Genomic DNA, 20,208 nt, shown 5'->3' on the forward strand with positions numbered 1-20,208 from the left:
CGCGGCGACCCGTACTTCCTACAGCGTCATGCATGCGTTTTCTGTCACACCCGGGGCGTACCCGCCTTGTCCCGAGGTAGTTGCATCTTGTACGGACATGGACGAGCAGCGGTTTCAGGTCGTAACGTGCCTTTCGCGCCGAGCGCGGAGGCGAGGGATCACCGCAATCGCAGGCGGCGTCGAGGCCGCGACCATCGACTGAGGAACCATGCGTGCTGGGGGATGACGCGGAGCTGACCGCCGCGGTGCTTGCGGCACAGGACGGGGACGAGACCGCGTTCCGGACTGTGTACCGCGCCGTGCACCCACGGCTGCTCGGCTACGTCCGGACGCTGGTCGGCGACCCGGACGCCGAGGACGTCGCCTCCGAGGCATGGCTCCAGATCGCCCGGGACCTGTCGAGGTTCAGCGGGGACGCGGACCGGTTCCGCGGCTGGGCCGCCCGTATCGCCCGCAACCGCGCGCTGGACCACATACGCATGCGCGGCCGCCGCCCCGCCATCGGCGGCGACGAGACCGAGCTGACCGGGAAGGCCGCCGAGTCCGACACCGCGGGCGAGGCCATCGAGGCCCTGGTCACCGACAGCACCCTCTCCCTCATCGCCCGTCTCCCGCAGGACCAGGCCGAAGCGGTCGTCCTGCGGGTGGTGGTGGGCCTGGACGCCAAGGCCGCCGCCGAGACACTGGGCAAACGGCCGGGAGCCGTACGGACCGCCGCGCACCGCGGTCTGAGGAAGCTCGCCGAACTGCTCGGTGCCGATCCGGAATCGGCCGGCGCGCTCGACGCCCTGCCACCCCAGCGAGAACCGCACGCTCGTGCGGTGACGTCCGCGAGTGTGACGCATACGCGTCCGCGGACGCAGAAGGACATGTGATGGCCGACAAGCAGTACGGATGGCTCGACGCCGAAACAGCGGAGCGTCTGCTGCGCGGCGAGTCACTGGACAACGCTGTCGACGCCGCCGCCCAGGACGAGGCCGAGCGGCTCGCCAAGACCCTCGGCGCGCTCTCCGTGGAATCCCCGTCGAACGGCGCCGAACTCCCCGGCGAGGCCGCCGCGCTGGCCGCCTTCCGTGAGGCGCGGGCGGAGCGGACGACGTCCGCCGCCCCCGGCCGGTCCTCGGTGAGCGACGCCGGTCTGATCCGTATCGGCGCCCCCGCGCACCGCGCCCCGCGTCCCCGCCGGCGCCGTCCCGCGCGGTTCGGGCTGGCCGCCGCGCTCGCCTTCGGCATGGTCGGCGGAGTGACCGTGGCGGCCGCGACCGGAATGCTGCCGACGCCCTTCGGCGACGACGGCCCGCGCCCCGGCGCCACGGTCTCGGCCGCCGTGACACCGGACCGCCCGCTGTCGTCCCCGTCGCCGGACGACACCGGCGAGGCCGAACCGACGCCCGAAGGCTCCCCGAGCGGTTCCCCCGACGCCGACAGCCCGCGCACCGACGCGGGCGGCGCCCCGAGCACCGACCCCGGCTCCGATCCGGGAGGCCGCCGGGACAGCTTCGGCTCCCGGTGGGACGGGGCGGCGTCGGCCTGCCGGGACCTGCGCGACGGCAAGAAGCTCTCCGCCGACCGCAGACGCGCCCTGGAGAAGCTGGCGGGCGGCTCCGGCCACGTCTGGACGTACTGCAAGGACGTACTGAAGTCCGGGGACGGGCAGGCCGGTCGGGACGACGGGCGCCAGGACCGGGACTCGAACCAGGACCAGGACGACAAGGGCGGTCCGGGCGGCCAGGACGGTGACGACGACAGCCACCACGGAGCCCCCGGCGGCGGTCACAACCATCATCGCCAGAACGGGGGCTTCACCACGTCGTCCCCGTCCCCGTCGGCCGACGACACCACGGTGCCGTCGAAGCGGGCCGCGACCGCTCCCGGGCCGTCGCCGAACCCGTCGTCCTCCGCCCTCTGAATCTTTTTTCGCGCCGGGTGTGACAATTTCGGCCGCACCGGCGCTGACATGAGTGAGCCGACTGGTCATCGGCCGTCGCACAGAGCCGGGGTTCCCCCCGTACCCACGGCTCGTGCACCTCGGCGCGGGCGGGACACGTTCCCCCGGTCCCGCCCGCGCCCCACAGGTCACCAGTACACGACGACCTTGTCGCCGTTGCGCACCTCGTCGAAGAGCTCCGCGATCGCCGCCTCGTCCCGTACGTTCACACAGCCGTGCGAGGCGCCCGCGTAGCCCCGGGCCGCGAAGTCCGACGAGTAGTGCACTGCCTGGCCGCCGCTGAAGAACATCGCGTACGGCATGGGGGAGTCGTAGAGCGTCGAGACGTGGTGGCGGGACTTCCAGTAGACGCTGAACACGCCTTCCCTGGTCGGGGTGTACTCCGAGCCGAACCGCACCGGCACCGTGGTGACGGTCCGCCCGTCCACCATCCAGCGCAGGGTCCGGCTCGACTTGCTGATGCACAGCACCCGGCCGGTCAGACAGCGGGCGTCCGGTGCGGCGGCCGGCTGGCCGCCCATCAGATACAGCTCCCACTTGCCCGGTTCGTGCGTCATCTTCAGCAGCCGCTGCCAGGTGACGGAGTCGGTCTCGCCGGTCCTCGGCAGCCCACGCTTGCCCTGGAACCCCTCGACGGCCTCCTCGGTCGCCCTGTCGTACGTCCCCGTCGGCCCCTCGAAGATCCAGGCGACCTGACGCAGCCGGGCCTGGAGCTCACGCACGTCACGGCCGTGGTCGCCGGGGGCGAGGAGGACCTTCGGCGCGGCCTTCGACGGCTTCGCGCTCGGCTTGTCGTCGTCCCGCGCGGACGTGGACGGGGAGCTCTTGGGCACGTCGATCCGCACCGGGCTCTTCCCGTCGCCCTCCGCCGCCTGCACGGTGCAGCCGCCCACGGCCGCCACCGCCACCAGCGCGGCGATCACTCTCCGCATGCCCTCTGTACGCATCCGCGCCCCCGCCTTCTCACCACCGGTGTGCCCCGGTGTCACCAGAGATGGTTCCCCGCGGATGACTGGTTGCGAACGGCGCGGCATGGTTGTGAGGAAGGTCCCAGCGAGTGACCCACCGTCGGGAGGCGACAGCATGGCGCGCGAGTCGGAGTCCGGACTGCCCATCGAACCGGTCTACGGTCCCGGTGACCTGGAGGGCTGGGACCCGGCACGGAAGCTGGGCGAACCGGGCGCGTACCCCTACACCCGCGGTGTCCACCCGTCGATGTACACGGGCCGCCCCTGGACCATGCGCCAGTACGCGGGCTTCGGCACCGCCACCGAGTCCAACGCCCGCTACCGGCAGCTGATCGCCCACGGCACGACCGGCCTGTCGGTCGCCTTCGACCTGCCCACCCAGATGGGCCACGACAGCGACGCCCCGATCGCGCACGGCGAGGTCGGCAAGGTGGGTGTGGCGATCGACTCGGTCGAGGACATGCGGGTGCTGTTCGACGGGATCCCGCTGGACCAGGTCTCGACGTCGATGACGATCAACGCGCCCGCGGCCCTGTTGCTGCTGATGTACCAGCTGGTGGCGGAGGAACAGGGCGTACCGGCCGAGCGGCTGACCGGCACGATCCAGAACGACGTGCTGAAGGAGTACATCGCGCGCGGGACGTACATCTTCCCGCCGAAGCCCTCCCTGCGTCTGATCGCCGACATCTTCAAGTACTGCCGGACCGAGATCCCGAGGTGGAACACCATCTCGATCTCCGGCTACCACATGGCCGAGGCGGGCGCCTCGCCCGCGCAGGAGATCGCCTTCACGCTGGCAGACGGCATCGAGTACGTCCGCACGGCGGTCGCGGCCGGCATGGACGTCGACGACTTCGCCCCGCGCCTGTCCTTCTTCTTCGTGGCCCGTACGACGCTCCTGGAGGAGGTCGCCAAGTTCCGTGCCGCGCGCCGGATCTGGGCCGGGGTGATGCGCGAGGAGTTCGGCGCGCGGAACCCCAGGTCGCTGATGCTCCGCTTCCACACCCAGACGGCCGGGGTGCAGCTGACGGCCCAGCAGCCGGAGGTGAACCTGGTCCGGGTCGCCGTCCAGGGCCTCGCGGCGGTGCTCGGCGGCACCCAGTCGCTGCACACGAACTCCTTCGACGAGGCGATCGCCCTGCCGACGGACAAGTCGGCGCGGCTGGCGCTGCGCACCCAGCAGGTCCTGGCCTACGAGACGGACGTGACGGCCACGGTCGACCCGTTCGCGGGGTCGTACGTGATCGAGCGGATGACGGACGACGTGGAGGGCGCCGCGCTCGACCTGATGCGGCGGGTCGAGGACCTCGGCGGCGCGGTCGCGGCCATCGAGCACGGCTTCCAGAAGAACGAGATCGAACGCAGCGCCTACCGCATCGCCCAGGAGACCGACTCCGGCGAGCGGGTCGTGGTGGGCGTCAACCGCTTCCGCCTCGACGAGGAGGAACCGTACGAGCCGCTGCGGGTGGACCCGGCGATCGAGGCCCGCCAGGCGAGGCGGCTGGCCCGGCTGCGCGCCGAGCGCGACGCACCGGCGGTGGACGCGGCCCTGGCAGCCCTGAAGAAGGCCGCCGAGGGCCAGGACAACGTCCTGTACCCGATGAAGGAGGCGCTACGAGCCCGGGCGACGGTCGGCGAGGTGTGCCACGCGCTGCGCGAGATCTGGGGCACCTACGTACCCTCGGACGCGTTCTAGCGTGCGACACTCCTGCACATGTTCGGCGTTATCGACCTCCCTACCTATCTGGCGGGCCTCGTCCTGATCGTGCTGCTGCCCGGCCCCAACTCCCTGTACGTCCTGTCCGTCGCCGCTCGGCGCGGGGTGCGGGCGGGGTACACCGCCGCGGCCGGGGTGTGGTGCGGGGACACCGTGCTGATGACCCTGTCGGCGGCCGGGGTGGCCTCGCTGCTCCAGACCAACGCCGTGCTGTTCGGGATCGTGAAGTACGCCGGCGCCGGCTATCTGACGTGGCTGGCCATCGGGATGCTGCGGGCCGCGTGGGGCATGTGGCGGACCCGGCGGGAGGCGCTGCGGGAGACCGCGGAACCGGTCGTCGGCGACGAGCGGCCCTTGCGGCGGGCCTTCGTCATCAGCCTCTTCAACCCCAAGGCGATCCTGTTCTTCGTCGCCTTCTTCGTGCAGTTCGTCGACCCCGGGTACGCCTACCCCGCGCTGTCCTTCGTCGTCCTCGGGACGCTCGCCCAGTTCGCGAGCTTCCTGTACCTCAGCGCGCTGATATTCGGCGGGACCAGGCTGGCGGCCGCCTTCCGGCGTCGCAGGCGGCTGTCGGCGGGGGCCACCTCGGCCGCCGGGGCGCTGTTCCTCGGCTTCGCGGTGAAGCTGTCAGTCGCGAGCGCCTGACGCGAGACCCACACGCGCCAGGTACTCCGGCAAGCCGTCCGCCGTCTCACCGGCCCACCCCACATAGCCGTCCGGCCGCACCAGGAGCAGACCGCTCCCGTACGCCGGGTGGACCGGCCCCCGCACGACCCGCACCGACGAGGGCCCCTCGGGCGCCTCGGTACCCACCGCCATCAGCGTCCAGTGCGGTCCCCGGAAGGCGTCGAAGAGCCGTACGCCGTCCAGCGTGCCGTCCGGCGCGCGGTCGCCGGCCCGCACGGAAGCCGGGTCCGTACGCGTCTCCTCGGTGAGTGAGGAGTCCCGGTACCCCAGCCCCAGTTGCCGCGTCGCGTCCCCGCGCCGGGTCTCCCCTCGGTGCACGCTCGTCGACAGTCCGAGCATCTCGGCGGCGATGGGCCGGCGTTCCTCCTCGTAGGTGTCCAGCAGCGCGACCGGCGCCGAGTCCCGCAGCACCGCGCCCAGCTTCCAGCCCAGGTTGTAGGCGTCCTGGACGCTGGTGTTCAGGCCCTGGCCGCCCGCCGGGGAGTGGATGTGGGCCGCGTCCCCGGCGAGGAAGACCCGGCCGGAGCGGAAGCGGTCCGCGAGGGCGGTACGGGGCCGGAAGTCCGAGGCCCAGCGGACCTCGGTGACGTCCGAGGGGGCGAGGTGGGAGCGGGCGGCGACCACCTTACGGACACCGTCCGGTGAGACGTCCACCGCGGTGCCCTCGGGGAACTGGGCCGCCACCTGGAAGTCCTCGGTGCCCGCGAGCGGGCAGATCGCCAGGAAACCGTCGCTCTCCCCGCGCGGCGGGAAGACATGCCAGTGGTCGCGGTCCAGGCCGGTCAGCCGGATGTCCGCGACCAGCATCGGCTGCGGGTCCACCGTCTCGCCGGCCATGCCGATGCCCAGCGCCCGCCGCACCGCCGAGCGGCCGCCGTCCGCCGCCACCAGGTACCGGGCCCGCAGGTCCGCGCCGTCCGCGAAGTGGGCCGTGACCCCTTCGTCGTCCTGGGTGAGTCCGGTCAGCTCACGCTCGAACGCCACCTCGCCGCCGAGCTCCGCCAGCCGCGCCGCGAGGATCTGCTGGGTCCGCCACTGCGGCACCATCCAGGGCTCGTTGTAGGGGGAGTCCTCGGTCGCCTCGGCGGGGTCGAACATCTGGTGCTCCCCGACCCGCTCGCCGTCCTGCCAGACCATCCCGACCGGGTAGCCGCCGCCCGCCGCGCGGATCGCGTCCAGGACGCCGAGGTCGTCGAAGACCTCCATCGTGCGCGGCTGGATGCCCTTGCCCCGCGAGCCGGGGAAGAGCTCCCCGGCCTTCTCCACCACCAGCGCGTCCACCCCGCGCCGGGCCAGGTCGACGCCGAGGGCGAGGCCGGTCGGCCCGGCGCCCACGATCAGTACGTCGGTGTGCACAACGGTACGCATACCGGCCACTCTCCTTAACGTTGTTAAGTGCCGTCGACTATGAGCGTGCCCTTAACGCCGTTAAGCTGTCAAGCGTGACTACGGAACGACGCGCCCCCCTCGACCGCAACCGCGTCGCGGACACCGCCCTGAAGCTCCTGAACGAGGTGGGCCTGGACGGCCTGACCCTGCGCGCCATCGCCAAGGAGCTCGACGTCAAGGCGCCCGCCCTGTACTGGCACTTCAAGGACAAACAGGCGCTGCTCGACGAGATGGCCACGGAGATGTACCGCCGCATGGTCGCCGGCACCGTCCTGGACGCCGCCGACACCTGGCAGGAACGGCTCCTGAAGAGCAACCGGGGACTACGCGCCGCCCTGCTCGGCTACCGCGACGGCGCGAAGGTCTTCAGCGGCACCCGCTTCACGAGCCTGGTCCACGTGGAGGCGATGGAGGACAACCTGCGCCTGTTCACCTCCGTGGGTTTCCCCCTCGCCCAGGCGGTCCGCGCCCTGTCGACGACGTACCTCTACACCCTCGGTTTCGTCACAGAGGAACAGGGCGTGGAACCCCTGCCGGGTGAACGCCGAGAGGGCTTCGACGTGGCGGAACGCGCCCGTCTGATGGCCGACTTCCCATTGTCGGCCGCGGCGGGCGCGGAGATGTTCGCGGACTATGAGCGGCACTTCGAGGAGGGCCTGGCGGTGGTGATCGCAGGAATTGAGGCGCGGTACGCGCCTCTTCAGGGGCGCGGGGAACTGCGCGACCAGCCCCCACACACCCGCAGCCGAACTCAGACCTGACGAGCCCGAACCTTCCGCACGGCCCGCGTGATGACCGGCGGCACCAGATCCACAGCGATCCGTCGGGCCGGCGAACGGCGCCGCGCAGGCACCGGCTCGGGAGCGACAAAATGCCGCGACCTCGGAAACTCCGGCGCCCGCATCCCCTTCGCCCGAGCCCGAACCAGCCGATGCCCCGCCGCATGCTGCACACTCAACCCGCAGTCCGCCCGACCCCTGAGCATCTCCAGCAGCTCCTCCTGCACAGCCGAAGGATCCCCCCACGTCCCGTACAGCTTCTGCGTACTGAGACAGATCGGCCGCAGCCCGCGATTGAGCACCGCCTCCCACGCCGCGACCGACACCCCCGGCGTGTGCTCGGAGCGGAAGTCGTCGAGGACCACCACACCCTCCGGCAGCAGAATCTCCCGCGCCGCACCGATGTCGTCGCGGACATGCTCGTACAGGTGCGAGGCGTCGATGTGGACGAAACGGCAGCTCCCCGCCGCCACCTCGGAGGAGATCACCGAGCTCGGCGCCTCGATCACCCGGGGCAGCTCGTCGTGGAACGAGAGGTAGTTCCGCTCGAAGGACTGCCGGGTGAGGGAGGCGTACGACTTGCTCGTCTCGGCCTGGTTGGCGCCGTCGGGCGCGTCGCCGCCGAAGAGGTCGCAGACCGTGAACCGCTCGCCGGGACCGAGGTGCCGACCGAGCAGGATCGCGCTCTTGCCCATGTAGGCGCCGAGTTCCAGTAGATCGCCCGGCTCCTTCTGCCGGTCGAGGAACCAGGTGAACAGCACCTGGTCGAGGGGCGGGAACCAGCCCGGAACATCGCTCAGTTCGCCGGGGTACGTGTACGTCTGCTGTGCGTTGGCCATGGAGCATGCCTGCTCGCTGAGGCCCGCCCCAACTTTCCGCCCGCTGAACGTCCGGTGAACAACCTCAGCGAGCCTTGGCCAGAGCCGAACGCAGCTTCGGGGTCAGCGGCTTCTCGACGTACCGGTTCAGCAGCCAGGCCAGCAGCAGCATCGCTACGACGGTCAGCGCGAAGGTCTCCGCCGAGGGCAGCCCGAGCCCGATGTGCAGCCCGTGGATCACCACCCAGCCGAGGTGCTCGTGGACCAGGTAGAAGGGGTACGTCAGCGCCCCGGCCACCGTCAGCCAGCGCCAGTTCACCCGGTTCAGCCAGCCGAGCGCGATCGCGGTGACGGCGAGGAAGCCGAAGGCGACGACGAGCACGATGCCGAGGGTGGTGCGGTGCGCGAAGGCGTTGGGGTCGGCGGCGTTCCACAGGCTCTTCACCGCGTAGTGCTGCCCGATCAGGAAGCTCACGCCCACGATGCCCCACGCGTACACGTCCCGCCGGTCGCGGTGGACCAGGTAGAGGCCGACCCCGCCGATGAAGAACGGCGCGTACTCGGGCATCAACACGACGTCGAGCAGCGGCTGGTGCGCGGCCTGCGTGATCGCCGCCGCCAGCGTCCAGCCCGCGCAGAACAGGATGACCCGGCGCCGGGAGGCGCCCGGCAGGACCACGCACAGGGCGAACAGGGCGTAGAAGCGGACCTCGGCCCACAGCGTCCAGCACACGCCCAGCACCCGGTCGACGCCGAGCGGCTGCTGAAGCATCGTCATGTTGACCAGGGCGTCGCTCGGCGACACCGCCTTGTAGGCGACCATCGGCAGCGCGAACACCGCCGTGACGAGCACGACCGCCGCCCAGTACGCGGGCAGCAGCCGGGAGGCGCGGGACGCGAAGAACGACTTCAGCGGGCGTCCCCAGCCGCTCATGCAGATCACGAATCCGCTGATCACGAAAAAGACCTGGACGCCGAGACAGCCGTACGCGAAATACCCGCTCAGCGTCGGGAACTGGTCTTTCGGGGAACTTCCCCAGGCCGCCGTGACCTCGCCGCCCCGACCGCCGTAGTGATAGGCGGCCACCATCAGCGCGGCCACCAGACGCAGTCCGTCCAGGGCCCGCAGCCGGGTCTCACGGGGAGCCTTCCGCTCCGGCCGCGGGGGTGTCTCGGTCACCTCGCGGACGGTCATCGTGGTCACGGAAATCCCCTCGACAGCTGTTCCTACGGGTGCACACAGGGACATTAGTCCGAATCACAGGGATGTCTTGGCCGGCCAGCCAACGATTGGCCGCCCGGTCCCGGTGAGTTCACCTGGATGTCGTTTTGGCTTCCTAAATTCCCTCAGAATCCCCCCACGCAAGCGGTAAAGCCCAAGAACTCGTCTGAGCTTTGGTAAGAAGACAAAACAGGAGTGCCATGACGACGGTCCAGAAGAGACGTGCACGTGCGCGTGGAGGGGAGCTGGACGACTGCCTGCGCGCCTGCGCGGTGCACAGCGGAAAGGTCGTCGGCAGTATCGACCGGCGCCGCGTCGAACTCGCCGAGCAGCTGCGCAAGCTGCTGGTGGTGTGGGGCACGACCGCCACCGACGCCCCCGCCTCCGCACCGGCCGGCGGCGCCACCGCGCTGCTCAAGCGGGCCGTCAAGGGTGCCGCCGCGCCGGCCTCCACCATCCCGAACGAACTCCTCGACGCCCTGCTCGCCGTCGCCAACAAGGCGCTGGAGTGCGGCTACGACGACGAGCTGAACCTCGCCCTCGTCATCAGCGACACCGTCCTCGCCCAGCGCAAGAACTCCCGCGCCGGCTGGCGGCTGCGCGCCCGGCTCCTGGAAGCCCTCGGCGAGGAGAACGAGGCGGTCGAGGCGTACGAGAGGTACCTCGGCCTCACCGACGACGACGGGTTCGGCGTCCGCGCCAAGATCGCCGGTCTGCGGGCCGCAGCAGAGCAGGAGCGCGCACTGCTGGCCCTGCTGAAACGACAGAGCCCGCGCGCCGCGGAGTTCACCCGCCGCGCCGCCACCGACGTCTGGGCCGAGGGCCTCGCCGCCCACGCCGTGGGGGACTGGACCGAGGCCGAGCCGCGGCTCGTGGGAGCGCTCCTGACGCTGGCCGCCGAGGACGCCCCGGTCACCGACCGGCAGGAACTCCTCAGCCAGTACCTCGACTTGAGGACGACCGAGTCGACGGACCTCGCCTCCCTCACCGAGGCCCTCGCCCTCTACGCCGAGCAGCGCCGCAACCGGATGCGCGGTCCCGTCGCCGACCCGACCGTCGGCGGGGTGCAGTGGATCAGCCTTGGCGAGTTCCGCAACCGGATCGCCGGCAAGTCGATCTGCCTGATCGCCAACTCCGGCCGGGTGGGCGCGAGTTCCATAGGCGCCGAGATCGACGCGTACGACCTCGTCGTCCGCTTCAACTCGTACCGGATCGACCCGAAGCACACCGGCTCGCGCACCGACATCCACGCCACCATCCACAAGCACGGCTTCAACTGGGACCAGCGGGTCGACACCCGGCTGGTGTTCGGCGGGATCTCCGGCGACTGGAAGTACTCCCTGCGCAACCGCCTCGTCCCCGGCGCCCAGACCCACCTCGGCGACGAGTCGCTGCGCTGGCCCGTGCGCAACATCGGCAAGCTCGGCAGCGACGTCTGGTCCGGCATCCCGACCACCGGCTTCAACATGCTGTACCTGCTGGACTTCCTGAACGTCAGCCCGACCCTGGACCTGATCGGCTTCGACTTCTACGAGAGCGGCGCCTACCGCGTCCCGGAGGCGATGAAGCTCGCGATCACGTCCGTGCACGAGTACACCAGCGAGAAGTCATGGGTCATGCAGCGGGCCCAGAGCGTGACCGACATGAGGATCTCCCTGCGATGACCACCGCCCTGCCTGCGACACAGGCCCCCGTCACCGACGCCCACGCGCTCACCGGCAAGCGCCGCATCGCCTTCGCGTCCTACGTCGACGAGAACTACCTGCCCGGCTTCCTGACGCTCCTGCGCAGCCTCGCGCTCTCCAACCCCGGCGTGTGCGAGGACTTCGTCGTCCTCTACGACGACCTGCGCCCCGGCTCGATCGCGCGGATCCGGGCCCTGCACCCGCGGATCGTCCTCAAGCGGGTCGGCGACGCGCACTACGACTCGTACAAGAAGGGCGACCAGGACAACTACCTGGTCCGCAAGGCGTACTTCATCCTCGACGTGTTCAGGATCCGCGAGTACGACACGATCATCACCCTCGACACCGACATGGTGGTTCTGGGTGACCTGGGTGAACTCCTCAGGCTGCGCGAGGGGTTGGCGGCCGTCCCGCAGTTCTTCTACGGGCAGCACAAGCTCAACTCCGGTCTTCTCGTCATCCAGCGCGAGTACCTGAGCGACGAGTTCTGCGCGAAGATCGACCGCTGCGGCCGCACCGGCGACTACGAGCTCGACAAGCACGACCAGGGCATCTTGAACGCCGTCCTCGACGGCGACTTCGTGCGCCTCGACCCGCGCTACAACTTCGTCAAGCGGCGGCTGTCGGGCGACCTGCCCGTCCCGGACGACACCGCGATCCTGCACTTCACCGGCCGCCACAAGCCGTGGCAGGGCGGCGAGGCCGGGTACAGCCAGGCGGAGGACCGCTGGCGCGAGTACGAGCTGTCCGACGCCGACTTCCAGGCCGCCTACCTGGCCTCGGGCGGCGGCCTCCACCACGACCTGGTCATCCACTTCGGCACCCCGCACGTCCGCCGCACCGGCGACGTCGAGGTGGCCCGCAAGGTCGCCGCCGCGCACATAGCGTCCGGCGACTACCAGGACGCCGTCGACGTCCTGTCCGGAGTGCGCATCCCGCTCGACGAGGCCTGGCCGCACGAGGTGCTCGGCCACGCCCTGATGAGCGTCTCCCGCTACGAGGAGGCCAAGGCGCAGCTGCTGCTCGCCACCGCCGCCCCCAACCGGGCCGCGACCGCCTACGCCCGGCTCGCCCAGATGGCCTGGGTGCACGGCGACAACACCGAGGCCCTGCGGCACGCCACGGCCGGCATCACCGTCGACCCCACCCACCGCTCCAGCCGGCTGTGGGCGCAGCGCGCGGCCGCCGTCCCCTCCCAGGAGCGGGGCAGCGCCGACGACCAGCTCGCGCACGTCGCCTTCTACATGGACCGGCAGGGCAACGCGGGCGACAAGCTCCTCCCGGAGACGGTCCGCCTCGCCTTCGGCCCCGACACCACCTCCCGGCGCTGGCACTCCGTCCACGCCCACCGCCTCTTCGACGAGGCCGCCCTGGAGCGCGTCAACGCCCGCCGGGGTCTGGTCATCGGCGGCGGCGGACTGTTCATCCCGGACACCATGCCCAACGGCAACAGCGCCTGGCAGTGGAACGTCCCCGACGAGCTGCTGAACCGCATCGACGTGCCGATCGCGGTCTTCGCCGTGGGCTTCAACGCCTTCGACGGCCAGTCCTACCGCGCGAACCGCTTCCGCGACTCGCTGCTCCAACTCGTAGAGCGTTCCGCCTTCTTCGGGCTCCGCAACCACGGCTCGATCGACAAGGTCCGCGCGATGCTGCCCTCGCACCTGCACGACAAGGTGCGCTTCCAGCCCTGCCCCACCACGGTCATGCGCCAGCTGGTGGACGGCTGGCAGGACCCGGTCCAGCGCGAGAACACCATCCTGATCAACGCGGCCTACGACCGCGCGGGCCTGCGCTTCGGCCACGACTACGGCTACTTCCTCGCCCAAATGGCCCAAGCGGTCCGGGACTTGGGGGAGCTCGCCGAGGTGCAGTGCGTGGCGCACTCGCTCGACGACGAGAAGATCGCCTTCGACCTGCGCCGCGAGCACGGCATCTCGCTGCCGGTCATCCCGATGTACGACTTCGACAACGACCAGATCCGCGAGCTCTACGCCCGCACCAAGCTGGTGATCGGCATGCGCGGCCACGCCGGGATGATCCCGTTCGGCGTCGGCACACCCATCATCAGCCTGATCTCGCACCCGAAGATGGCGTACTTCCTGCGGGACATCGAGCGCCCGGAGTGGGGTGTCTCGGTCCACGACCGCCACCTCGCGGCACGGCTGGTCGAGCGCGCGAGCGACCTGCTCGCCGACCACGGCAAGACGGTCGCCGACGTCCACGGCCGCCAGCGCGAGCTGTGGAAGGTCACCGAGGCCAACGCGTCCGACCTGCGGGTGATCCTGGGGAGTTGAGAGACCGCGGGGCCCCTACGGCACAGGGGGCCCCGCACCTCAGTCCTCCGGAAGGTGTTCCAGCACCAGGTCGACGGCCTCCCGCGCGGTCTCCACCCGGCCCACCACGTCCTGCCGGGACGGGCCCATCACGAAGTACGTACCCGAGTACTCGCACAGCACGAAGCGGGCGTCCCAGGTCCACGGGTCCTCGGCGGTGCGGCTGAAGTGCAGCTCGCCCATCCCGATCCACGGGAACCGGCGCCGCAGCCGGGGCTCGGCATGGGCGAGGTCCAGCAACTCCTCCCGTACCCGCCCGTCCTCCCGGGCCTTGCGCCAGCCCGCCTCCACCGCCGCGTCCGCATCCGTGTCCACGGACCCATGATCAGCGGCCGACGGTCCTCCGCGCCAGCTTCGTCAGGAACGACGGCTCCTTGTCGTACGCCTTCCGCAGCTGCTCGAAGTGGTCCGCCCGGGTCCGGCTCAGATAGGCGTCCGACTGGAGCGGCCTGGCGATCGACCAGGCCCGCCGGTGCTCGCCGGCGTAGTGCGCGACGTACGCCTTCGACAGCTCCAGCACGGACCTGAAGGGGATGCCGTCGGTGTGGTCGCGGTCGATCTGCTGCTGGACGGCGGAGATCAGGGCGATCTTCTCGTCGACCGTGTAGTCGTCCTCGGTGATCCGCTCGAGGACGTCCGCCGGGATCGGCCTCGTCACCTCGAAGGCGAGCGTGGAGCGGATCGGCGGGCCAGCGATCTCGATGTACGGCAGCAGCGCGCCCGTGCTGTGGTGCAGCCACGGCAGCCGGGGCCCGGCGAAGTCCTGGTGCAGGACGACCGTGCCGGGGACCATCCGGCTCAGGAACCGCTCGGAGACGCACCGGAAGACCCGGGCCGTCTTGGCGATGTCGATGTGCAGGAACTCCACGGGGCTGGTGTCCTCGGGGTCCGAGGTCTGCCAGAGGTCACCGGCGTGGATCTCCAGGAACGGCAGGAACGGCTCCAGACGCCCCTTGAAGTCGTCCAGGAAGGAGTTGTCGTCCGCGGGCCGCTGCCCGGAGTCGAAGAACTTCTCCGAGGCGAAGGTCCCCTTGCCGACCCGGAAGAAGTCGTACGCGTGCAGCCGCCCGGTCCCCTGGTCGAACACGGGGCTCTCGCTCAGGCCCAGCGCGAGGGCGTACGTCGAACCCCCGCCGCCGGAGCCGAGCTCGACGATCCGGTCGCGGCCCGTGAGGTGGTGGCGCCCCACCAGGTACAGGAACTGGAGCTCCCAGGTGCTGCACTGGGTGTAAGGCAGCTTCTCCGGCAGGGTGACGGTGTCGAAGAGGGAGTAGAGCCGGCCGAGCTTCGTCATGAGTGCCTCACGGGATTCGGATAGGCGGTGCCCGTGATCCTAGGGACACGGACACCGCTTCACCATTGAATCAAGGGAGCAACTCGATGCTCTGTCTTTGTTTCCACGGCCTTTCCGGGGAGTTCACCCCTTCTTCGCTCAGCGCTTCACGGCCTTCCTGATCGCCTTGGCCCGCCGCACCACCCGGCGCGCGGTGGCGTTGCGCGGCAGGAACGCCAGCCGCTCCGGGATGCCGCCGGGCAGACCCAGCGAGGTGAGCCGCTTGCGCTTGAAGTAGCGCTGGGTGCGCGGGCCGAAGTGCCGGGAGAGATAGCGCTCCGCGGCCGTGCGCAGCCCCGGGTGCAGCTGCGGCTGCATCGTGAAGCCGACCGCGGTGACCAGTCCGTTCAGATCCTCGTCCGGTACCGCGTCCTCGCCCTCGCGGGACTCCAGGTCCGGCAGCACCGCGTCGGCCAGCACCGCCGGGACGCGGTTGCTGTTCTGGTACGGCGTGAGGCGGTCCAGGAGCGGCTCGGTGCCGATGCGGGCCACGGGCAGGTCGTAGAAGGCGGACGCCGTGAACAGGGCCGTGGAGAAACATCCGACGACCAGACCCGGGCGGGCCTTGTCGAACAGCACCTCGGCGAGGACCGGCGTGTCCAGGACGGTGAGGTCGACGTCCAGCTTCTCGGCCTCGGCCTCCAGGACGCGGCTGTAGCGGGCCGGCGCGGTGGGGTGCGGCTTGAAGACGACCGACCGGTGCCCGCGTTCGACCGCGCCGCGCATCATCCGCACATGCAGGTCCTCCTCCTCCTTCGCGGAGAGGATGTTCAGCGCGGACAGGTACTGGCCGAGCAGCAGCGCCGAGTTGTCGGGCAGTACCGGCAGGTCCTCGACGGACTCGGCGAGTTCGCTCAGCACCTTCAGGAACGCGCCCGTCGGCACGACCTGTGCGGGCACCTCGAACTCGGTCAGCAGCATCGGCGTCAGACCCGCCACCAGGTCCAGGTGGAGCAGCCTGCGCACCCGCGTGCCGACCAGCGGGTCGAGCTTGTTGCGGGTCGGGCCGTAGCTCATCAGCCCGTCCGCGTAGACGTGCACGGGGGCGCCGGTGAACAGCTGGGCCACGGTGAGGGCCGGGGTGACCTGGATGGACTCCAGGACCAGCTCGACCCGGTCGTCCCCGAGGTCCCACAGCAGACGCAGATAGCGCTCGAAGAGGGGGATGTCGTCGGGGCGCGGGGTCCAGGAGCCGGGGTGGAAGGGGCGGATGGCCTCGTTCCAGGACAGCACCGCGTCGAAGTGGTCCCGCAGGGGCGCGAAGCCCGGCATCTCGTCGAGCGCCGGAGTGGTCTCCGGGGTCGCCGAGTTGTTGAACACCAGCAGCACGCGCCGCTCGGCGTCGTCGAAGAGGTCGGAGTCGATCGCGGCGGCCAGGGTGGCCACCCCGTACAGCGTGGAGGCACAGAAGATCTGCGTCGTACGACGGGGCTGGGGGGACATCAGGCGGCCGCCTTCGCTGTGGTGACCCGGCGCCGCAGCCGTCGCAGCTTGGACGAGCGGCGCAGGTCCATCGTGTCGAGCACGTCGCCGAGCGCGTCCTGCGGCATCCGCTTTATCGCCGCCGCGCTCATCGCCTGGAGCTGCTTGGCCACCCCCGGCTCCCACTTGGCCTCGTCGGAGAGGTGGTGGGCGATGATCGCGCAGTAGGTGCGCACCGCCTTCGGCAGCAGCCGGGCGGCGTCCCGGTCCGTCGCCGTCTCCTCGATGACCTGGTCGAAGGCGCGGATGAAGTCCAGCTGGCGGGCGTCGCCGATCTGGGTGAGCGAGGAGGCCACTCCGCGCCGGTAGAACACCCCGAGCAGGCTCACCACGGCGAACGACTCCGCCTCACGGTGCAGCTTCCAGATCCACGGCCGGTCCTCGGCCGTGCGCAGCCCGTCGGTGAAGTGCAGCAGGCCCTTGTCTAGCAGCCGGCGGTGGTAGGCGCCGGCCCACGCGTAGGCGTAGTCCACGGAGGTGGTGCGGTCGGCGGGCAGGATCGCCTCCCGCGGGTCGAGCACCTCGCCGCGCAGACCCACCGGGGCCCGGTGCACGGAACGGGCGCGGGCGGTCGCCTGGACATGGTCGGTGCGGACGAAGTCGCAGCCCAGATCCTCGATGGCCGCCACCAGCTCGGCGAGATAGCCCGGCGCGAGCCAGTCGTCGCCGTCCAGGAAGGTGAGGTACTCGCCGGTCGCCGCGTCCAGACCGGTGTTGCGGGCGGTGGCGAGACCCCCGTTCTCCTCATGGCGGATATATCTCACCTGCGCGACATCCGAAAGAGACTCGGCAGCCCGTTCGAGAATGGCCGGAGTCTCATCCTTGGATTTGTCGTCGACCAGGATGAACTCGAAGTCGCTCCGGGCGTTGAGCCGCAGAGTTCTGAGGGTGTCCGGGGCGTATTGCTGCACGTTGTAGAACGGCACGATCACGGAAAGCTTTGGCACCCGAGAAACGGTAGAAGGCCGCCCGGCAGGGCAACTTGACGGTGATCGTACGGCGGGTGAACTCGATGTGTCGGAATGGTGCATCCCATGTACTTCCGCGGCTTTGACGGGCCAGTTCGGCTCTCGGTGGGCTGTTGTTAACTTTTCGTTGATTCCCGGTTGGGCCATACCTAGGAATTGCTTCCTAGCGTCTTCGACGTGCCAGCAGTTACGCCAGCAACAACAACGACGCCGATGCGAATCGCGGTCCTCGCGGACTCGGACACCCGCTGGAAATGGGGTGCTCTGACCTCCCATCGCATCGCCCCGCGCGAGGATGCGCAAGGGGCCCCCGCCCTGAGCGGCTTCCTGCTGCGCGGTCGCGCCACCCCCACCCCGCGCCAGCTGGCGGAGGTCGGCGTGCACGCCGACTCGCTGCGGGAGGTCACCGCCGTCGAGTTCCTGCGGGCGATGGCGGAGGAGTCGTACGACATCGTCGTGATCGCCCTCGTCGGCGGCGGCGTCCAGGCCATGCTGCACGGCCTCAAGCGCGTGTGGGAGGGCCGCGAGAAGCGTCCCGTCGTCGTCACCGGCTATGTCGGCGTCGTCTACGAGAAGCTCGCCGACGGCCTGCTCCTGCGGCACGGCGCCGACCTCGTCCTCGCCAACTCCCGCCAGGACGCGGACCGTTTCCGGGCCGTGTACGAGGGCGTGGGCGCCGACGCCTCGTCGGTGACGGAGGTGGCGCTGCCGTTCCTCGGCGGTGCGGCCTACGAGGGCGAACACGACCCGTACACCGTGGTGTTCGCCGTCCAGCCGTCCGTACCGGACACCCGCAAGGACCGTACGTACCTGCTGAACCGGCTCATCCAGCACGCCCGGCTGCACCCCGAGCGCGAGGTGCTGCTGAAGCTGCGCTCCAAGCCCGGCGAGCACACCACGCACATCGAGGAGCAGCCCTACCAGAAGCTGGTCCAGCGGCTCGATCCACCGGCCAACTTCCGTCTGGTGTACGGGAACATGGGCGAGGTCCTCGACCGCACCGACCTGCTGGTGACCATCAGCTCCACGGCCGCGCTGGAGTCCCTGCACCGGCGGATCCCGACCGTCGTCCTGACCGACCTCGGGGTGCGGGAAGTGCTGGGAAACCACCACTTCGTCGGCTCCGGGTGCCTCGCCTCCTGGGACCAACTGGACGCGGGGTACCGGCCGGTGGCTGACCCGGAGTGGGTTTCGCGGCAGGGGGTCGTCGCGGACGGGTCGTACGAGACCGCGTTCGACGCGGCGCGGGAGCGGATCGCGAAGCTCCTCGCGGGTGACCGGTCGCCGTTGACGCCGTACTACACACCCGCCACCGCGCCCGGTTATCTGCCCGGCATCCTCGCGCGCCATCACCTCGGGCCCGACGGCAGTCCGCTGCCGGGGGCTCCCGCCGCGGACAGGGAGCCGGGGCCTGTGCGGCAGATCGTGCGGCGGGCGGCGCGTGGTGCGTATCGGCACGGGGTGCAGCGGGTGGCGCCTGTCATTCGGCGGATGGGGGAGTTGTGAGCGCCTCCGAGATTGCCGGGATCGGACGTCTCGCGGGTGCGGCGCCGTCTCGGCTTGTCGCGCAGTTCCCCGCGCCCCTGGAGGGCGGCTTCGCCGGCCCTCCCCCTACCTCTGTGAACCCTGCGCTAGGAGTGCAACCCATGTCCGACTCCCCGGCGGTGCGCCGTGTGCTCGCGGTGATCCCCGCGCGCGGTGGCTCCAAGGGTGTGCCCGCCAAGAATCTCGCCCCTGTCGGGGGTGTGCCGCTGGTCTCCCGTGCGGTGCGTGAGTGCCTTGCCACCCGGCTGGTGACGGACGTGGTCGTGTCCACCGACGACCAGGCCATCGCCGCCGCGGCCCGTGAGGCCGGCGCCGAGGTCGTGTTGCGGCCCGCCGCGATCGCCGGGGACACGGCGACTTCCGAGGCCGCGGTGCTGCACGCGATGGACACCCACGAGGCGCTGCACGGCGCGGCGGTCGACGTGGTGGTGTTCGTGCAGTGCACCAGCCCGTTCCTGGTCCGCGAGGACATCGACGGGGTGGCGGGCGCGGTCGTCGAGGACGGCGCCGACACCGCGGTCACCGTCGCTCCCTTCCACGGCTTCATCTGGCGCGACGAGGTCGACTCCGCCGAGGAGCCCGGCGGCTACGGCGTCAACCACGACAAGGCCTACCGTCCGCGCCGCCAGGACCGCCCCCAGGACCTCCTGGAGACCGGCGCCGCCTACGCGATGGACGCGGCCGGCTTCCGCAAGCACCAGCACCGCTTCTTCGGCCGCACGGAGCTCGTACGGACCGACCCCGCGCGCGTGCTGGAGATCGACGACCCGCACGACCTCGCCAGGGCCCGCGCGCTCGCGCCCCTCTTCGACGCCGACCGGCCCGGCGCCCTCCCGGGCTACGACGACATCGACGCCGTGGTCCTCGACTTCGACGGCACCCAGACCGATGACCGGGTGCTGATCGACGCCGACGGAAAGGAGTTCGTCTCCGTGCACCGCGGAGACGGCCTCGGCATCGCCGCCCTGCGCAAGAGCGGCCTCGACATGCTGATCCTCTCCTCGGAGCAGAACCCGGTCGTCGCCGCCCGGGCCCGGAAGCTCAAGCTCCCGGTCCTGCACGGCATCGACCGGAAGGACCTCGCACTCAAGCAGTGGTGCGAGGAGCAGGGCATCGCGCCCGAGCGCGTGCTCTACGTCGGCAACGACGTCAACGACCTCCCGTGCTTCGCCCTCGTGGGCTGGCCCGTGGCGGTCGCGAGCGCCCACGACGTGGTACGCGGCGCCGCCCGTGCGGTCACCACCGTCCCCGGTGGAGACGGCGCGATCCGAGAGATCGCCAGCTGGATCCTCGGCCCCTCTCTCGACTCCCTCACCAGTTAAGGAACTTGC

At 70.6% G+C, this 20,208-nt stretch carries 17 protein-coding genes; 9 read left to right on the top strand and 8 right to left on the bottom strand.

Going from position 1 to position 20,208, the window contains the following annotated elements; all coding sequences use genetic code 11:
* Nucleotides 1-212 precede the first annotated feature (212 nt).
* Together ABKA17_RS01365 and ABKA17_RS01370 are read left to right on the top strand one after the other, a co-directional pair.
* Entirely contained in the window at nt 213-875 is a 663-nt protein-coding gene (locus ABKA17_RS01365; RefSeq protein WP_353689926.1) for an RNA polymerase sigma factor, read from the top strand.
* Nucleotides 875-1,909 carry a hypothetical protein gene (locus tag ABKA17_RS01370; protein WP_353689927.1) on the top strand — a complete coding sequence of 345 codons (1,035 nt, stop codon included), beginning with the start codon at nt 875-877 and terminating at the stop codon, nt 1,907-1,909. Before ABKA17_RS01365 ends, ABKA17_RS01370 begins: the two co-directional genes overlap by 1 nt.
* A 167-nt stretch (nt 1,910-2,076) precedes the next feature.
* Here ABKA17_RS01370 and ABKA17_RS01375 read toward each other — a convergent pair whose 3' ends face one another.
* Nucleotides 2,077-2,895, bottom strand: a complete 819-nt coding sequence (locus ABKA17_RS01375; protein WP_353689928.1) for a L,D-transpeptidase family protein — start codon at nt 2,893-2,895, stop codon at nt 2,077-2,079.
* Nucleotides 2,896-3,031: 136 nt separating this feature from the next.
* Between ABKA17_RS01375 and ABKA17_RS01380 the strand changes: the two genes are divergently transcribed.
* Together ABKA17_RS01380 and leuE are read left to right on the top strand one after the other, a co-directional pair.
* Nucleotides 3,032-4,612, top strand: a complete 1,581-nt coding sequence (locus ABKA17_RS01380) for an acyl-CoA mutase large subunit family protein (RefSeq protein ID WP_353689929.1) — start codon at nt 3,032-3,034, stop codon at nt 4,610-4,612.
* Nucleotides 4,613-4,630: 18 nt separating this feature from the next.
* Complete coding sequence (leuE, locus tag ABKA17_RS01385) at nt 4,631-5,278, top strand: leucine efflux protein LeuE (protein WP_353689930.1); 648 nt, start codon at nt 4,631-4,633, stop codon at nt 5,276-5,278.
* Here the strand turns inward: leuE and ABKA17_RS01390 are convergent.
* Nucleotides 5,261-6,676, bottom strand: coding sequence for an FAD-dependent oxidoreductase (locus tag ABKA17_RS01390; protein WP_353690741.1), 1,416 nt, complete (start codon nt 6,674-6,676; stop codon nt 5,261-5,263). The two genes, leuE and ABKA17_RS01390, sit on opposite strands and share 18 nt — an antisense overlap.
* Nucleotides 6,677-6,762: 86 nt before the next feature.
* On the opposite strand from ABKA17_RS01390, the gene ABKA17_RS01395 reads away from it, so the two are divergent.
* Nucleotides 6,763-7,470: a TetR/AcrR family transcriptional regulator C-terminal domain-containing protein gene (locus tag ABKA17_RS01395; RefSeq protein ID WP_353689931.1), complete on the top strand. Its 708-nt coding sequence runs from the start codon at nt 6,763-6,765 to the stop codon at nt 7,468-7,470.
* Here ABKA17_RS01395 and ABKA17_RS01400 read toward each other — a convergent pair.
* Both ABKA17_RS01400 and ABKA17_RS01405 read right to left on the bottom strand, forming a co-directional pair.
* The gene (locus tag ABKA17_RS01400; protein WP_353689932.1) at nt 7,461-8,327 is read right to left on the bottom strand and encodes a class I SAM-dependent methyltransferase; all 867 of its coding nucleotides are present in this window, start codon (nt 8,325-8,327) and stop codon (nt 7,461-7,463) included. The genes ABKA17_RS01395 and ABKA17_RS01400 overlap by 10 nt on opposite strands.
* Nucleotides 8,328-8,391: 64 nt before the next feature.
* Nucleotides 8,392-9,501 carry an acyltransferase family protein gene (locus ABKA17_RS01405; RefSeq protein WP_353690742.1) on the bottom strand — a complete coding sequence of 370 codons (1,110 nt, stop codon included), beginning with the start codon at nt 9,499-9,501 and terminating at the stop codon, nt 8,392-8,394.
* Between the two features lie 227 nt (nt 9,502-9,728).
* Here ABKA17_RS01405 and ABKA17_RS01410 point away from each other — a divergent pair, with 227 nt between their 5' ends.
* The gene (locus tag ABKA17_RS01410; protein WP_353689933.1) at nt 9,729-11,192 is read left to right on the top strand and encodes a glycosyltransferase family 29 protein; all 1,464 of its coding nucleotides are present in this window, start codon (nt 9,729-9,731) and stop codon (nt 11,190-11,192) included.
* Nucleotides 11,189-13,510: a glycosyltransferase gene (locus ABKA17_RS01415; protein WP_353689934.1), complete on the top strand. Its 2,322-nt coding sequence runs from the start codon at nt 11,189-11,191 to the stop codon at nt 13,508-13,510. The genes ABKA17_RS01410 and ABKA17_RS01415 overlap by 4 nt, the downstream gene beginning before the upstream one ends.
* A 39-nt stretch (nt 13,511-13,549) precedes the next feature.
* Here the strand turns inward: ABKA17_RS01415 and ABKA17_RS01420 are convergent, their stop codons facing one another.
* From ABKA17_RS01420 to ABKA17_RS01435, 4 genes are all read right to left on the bottom strand, one after another.
* The gene (locus tag ABKA17_RS01420) at nt 13,550-13,864 is read right to left on the bottom strand and encodes a DUF6193 family natural product biosynthesis protein (RefSeq protein WP_353689935.1); all 315 of its coding nucleotides are present in this window, start codon (nt 13,862-13,864) and stop codon (nt 13,550-13,552) included.
* A 10-nt stretch (nt 13,865-13,874) separates the two neighbouring features.
* Entirely contained in the window at nt 13,875-14,843 is a 969-nt protein-coding gene (locus ABKA17_RS01425) for an O-methyltransferase (RefSeq protein WP_353689936.1), read from the bottom strand.
* Between the two features lie 138 nt (nt 14,844-14,981).
* The gene (locus ABKA17_RS01430; RefSeq protein WP_353689937.1) at nt 14,982-16,325 is read right to left on the bottom strand and encodes an alpha-2,8-polysialyltransferase family protein; all 1,344 of its coding nucleotides are present in this window, start codon (nt 16,323-16,325) and stop codon (nt 14,982-14,984) included.
* Entirely contained in the window at nt 16,325-17,311 is a 987-nt protein-coding gene (locus ABKA17_RS01435; protein WP_353689938.1) for a glycosyltransferase family 2 protein, read from the bottom strand. The genes ABKA17_RS01430 and ABKA17_RS01435 overlap by 1 nt, the downstream gene beginning before the upstream one ends.
* Before the next feature lie 234 nt (nt 17,312-17,545).
* On the opposite strand from ABKA17_RS01435, the gene ABKA17_RS01440 reads away from it, so the two are divergent.
* Together ABKA17_RS01440 and ABKA17_RS01445 are read left to right on the top strand one after the other, a co-directional pair.
* The gene (locus ABKA17_RS01440; RefSeq protein ID WP_353689939.1) at nt 17,546-18,838 is read left to right on the top strand and encodes a DUF6716 putative glycosyltransferase; all 1,293 of its coding nucleotides are present in this window, start codon (nt 17,546-17,548) and stop codon (nt 18,836-18,838) included.
* Nucleotides 18,839-18,978: 140 nt separating this feature from the next.
* On the top strand, nt 18,979-20,199 hold the full coding sequence (locus tag ABKA17_RS01445) for a cytidylyltransferase domain-containing protein (RefSeq protein WP_353689940.1): 1,221 nt from the start codon (nt 18,979-18,981) through the stop codon (nt 20,197-20,199).
* The last annotated feature ends 9 nt before the right edge of the window (nt 20,200-20,208 follow it).

This window comes from Streptomyces sp. RG80, assembly GCF_040446465.1.
In the GTDB taxonomy this organism is placed as follows: Bacteria; Actinomycetota; Actinomycetes; order Streptomycetales; family Streptomycetaceae; genus Streptomyces.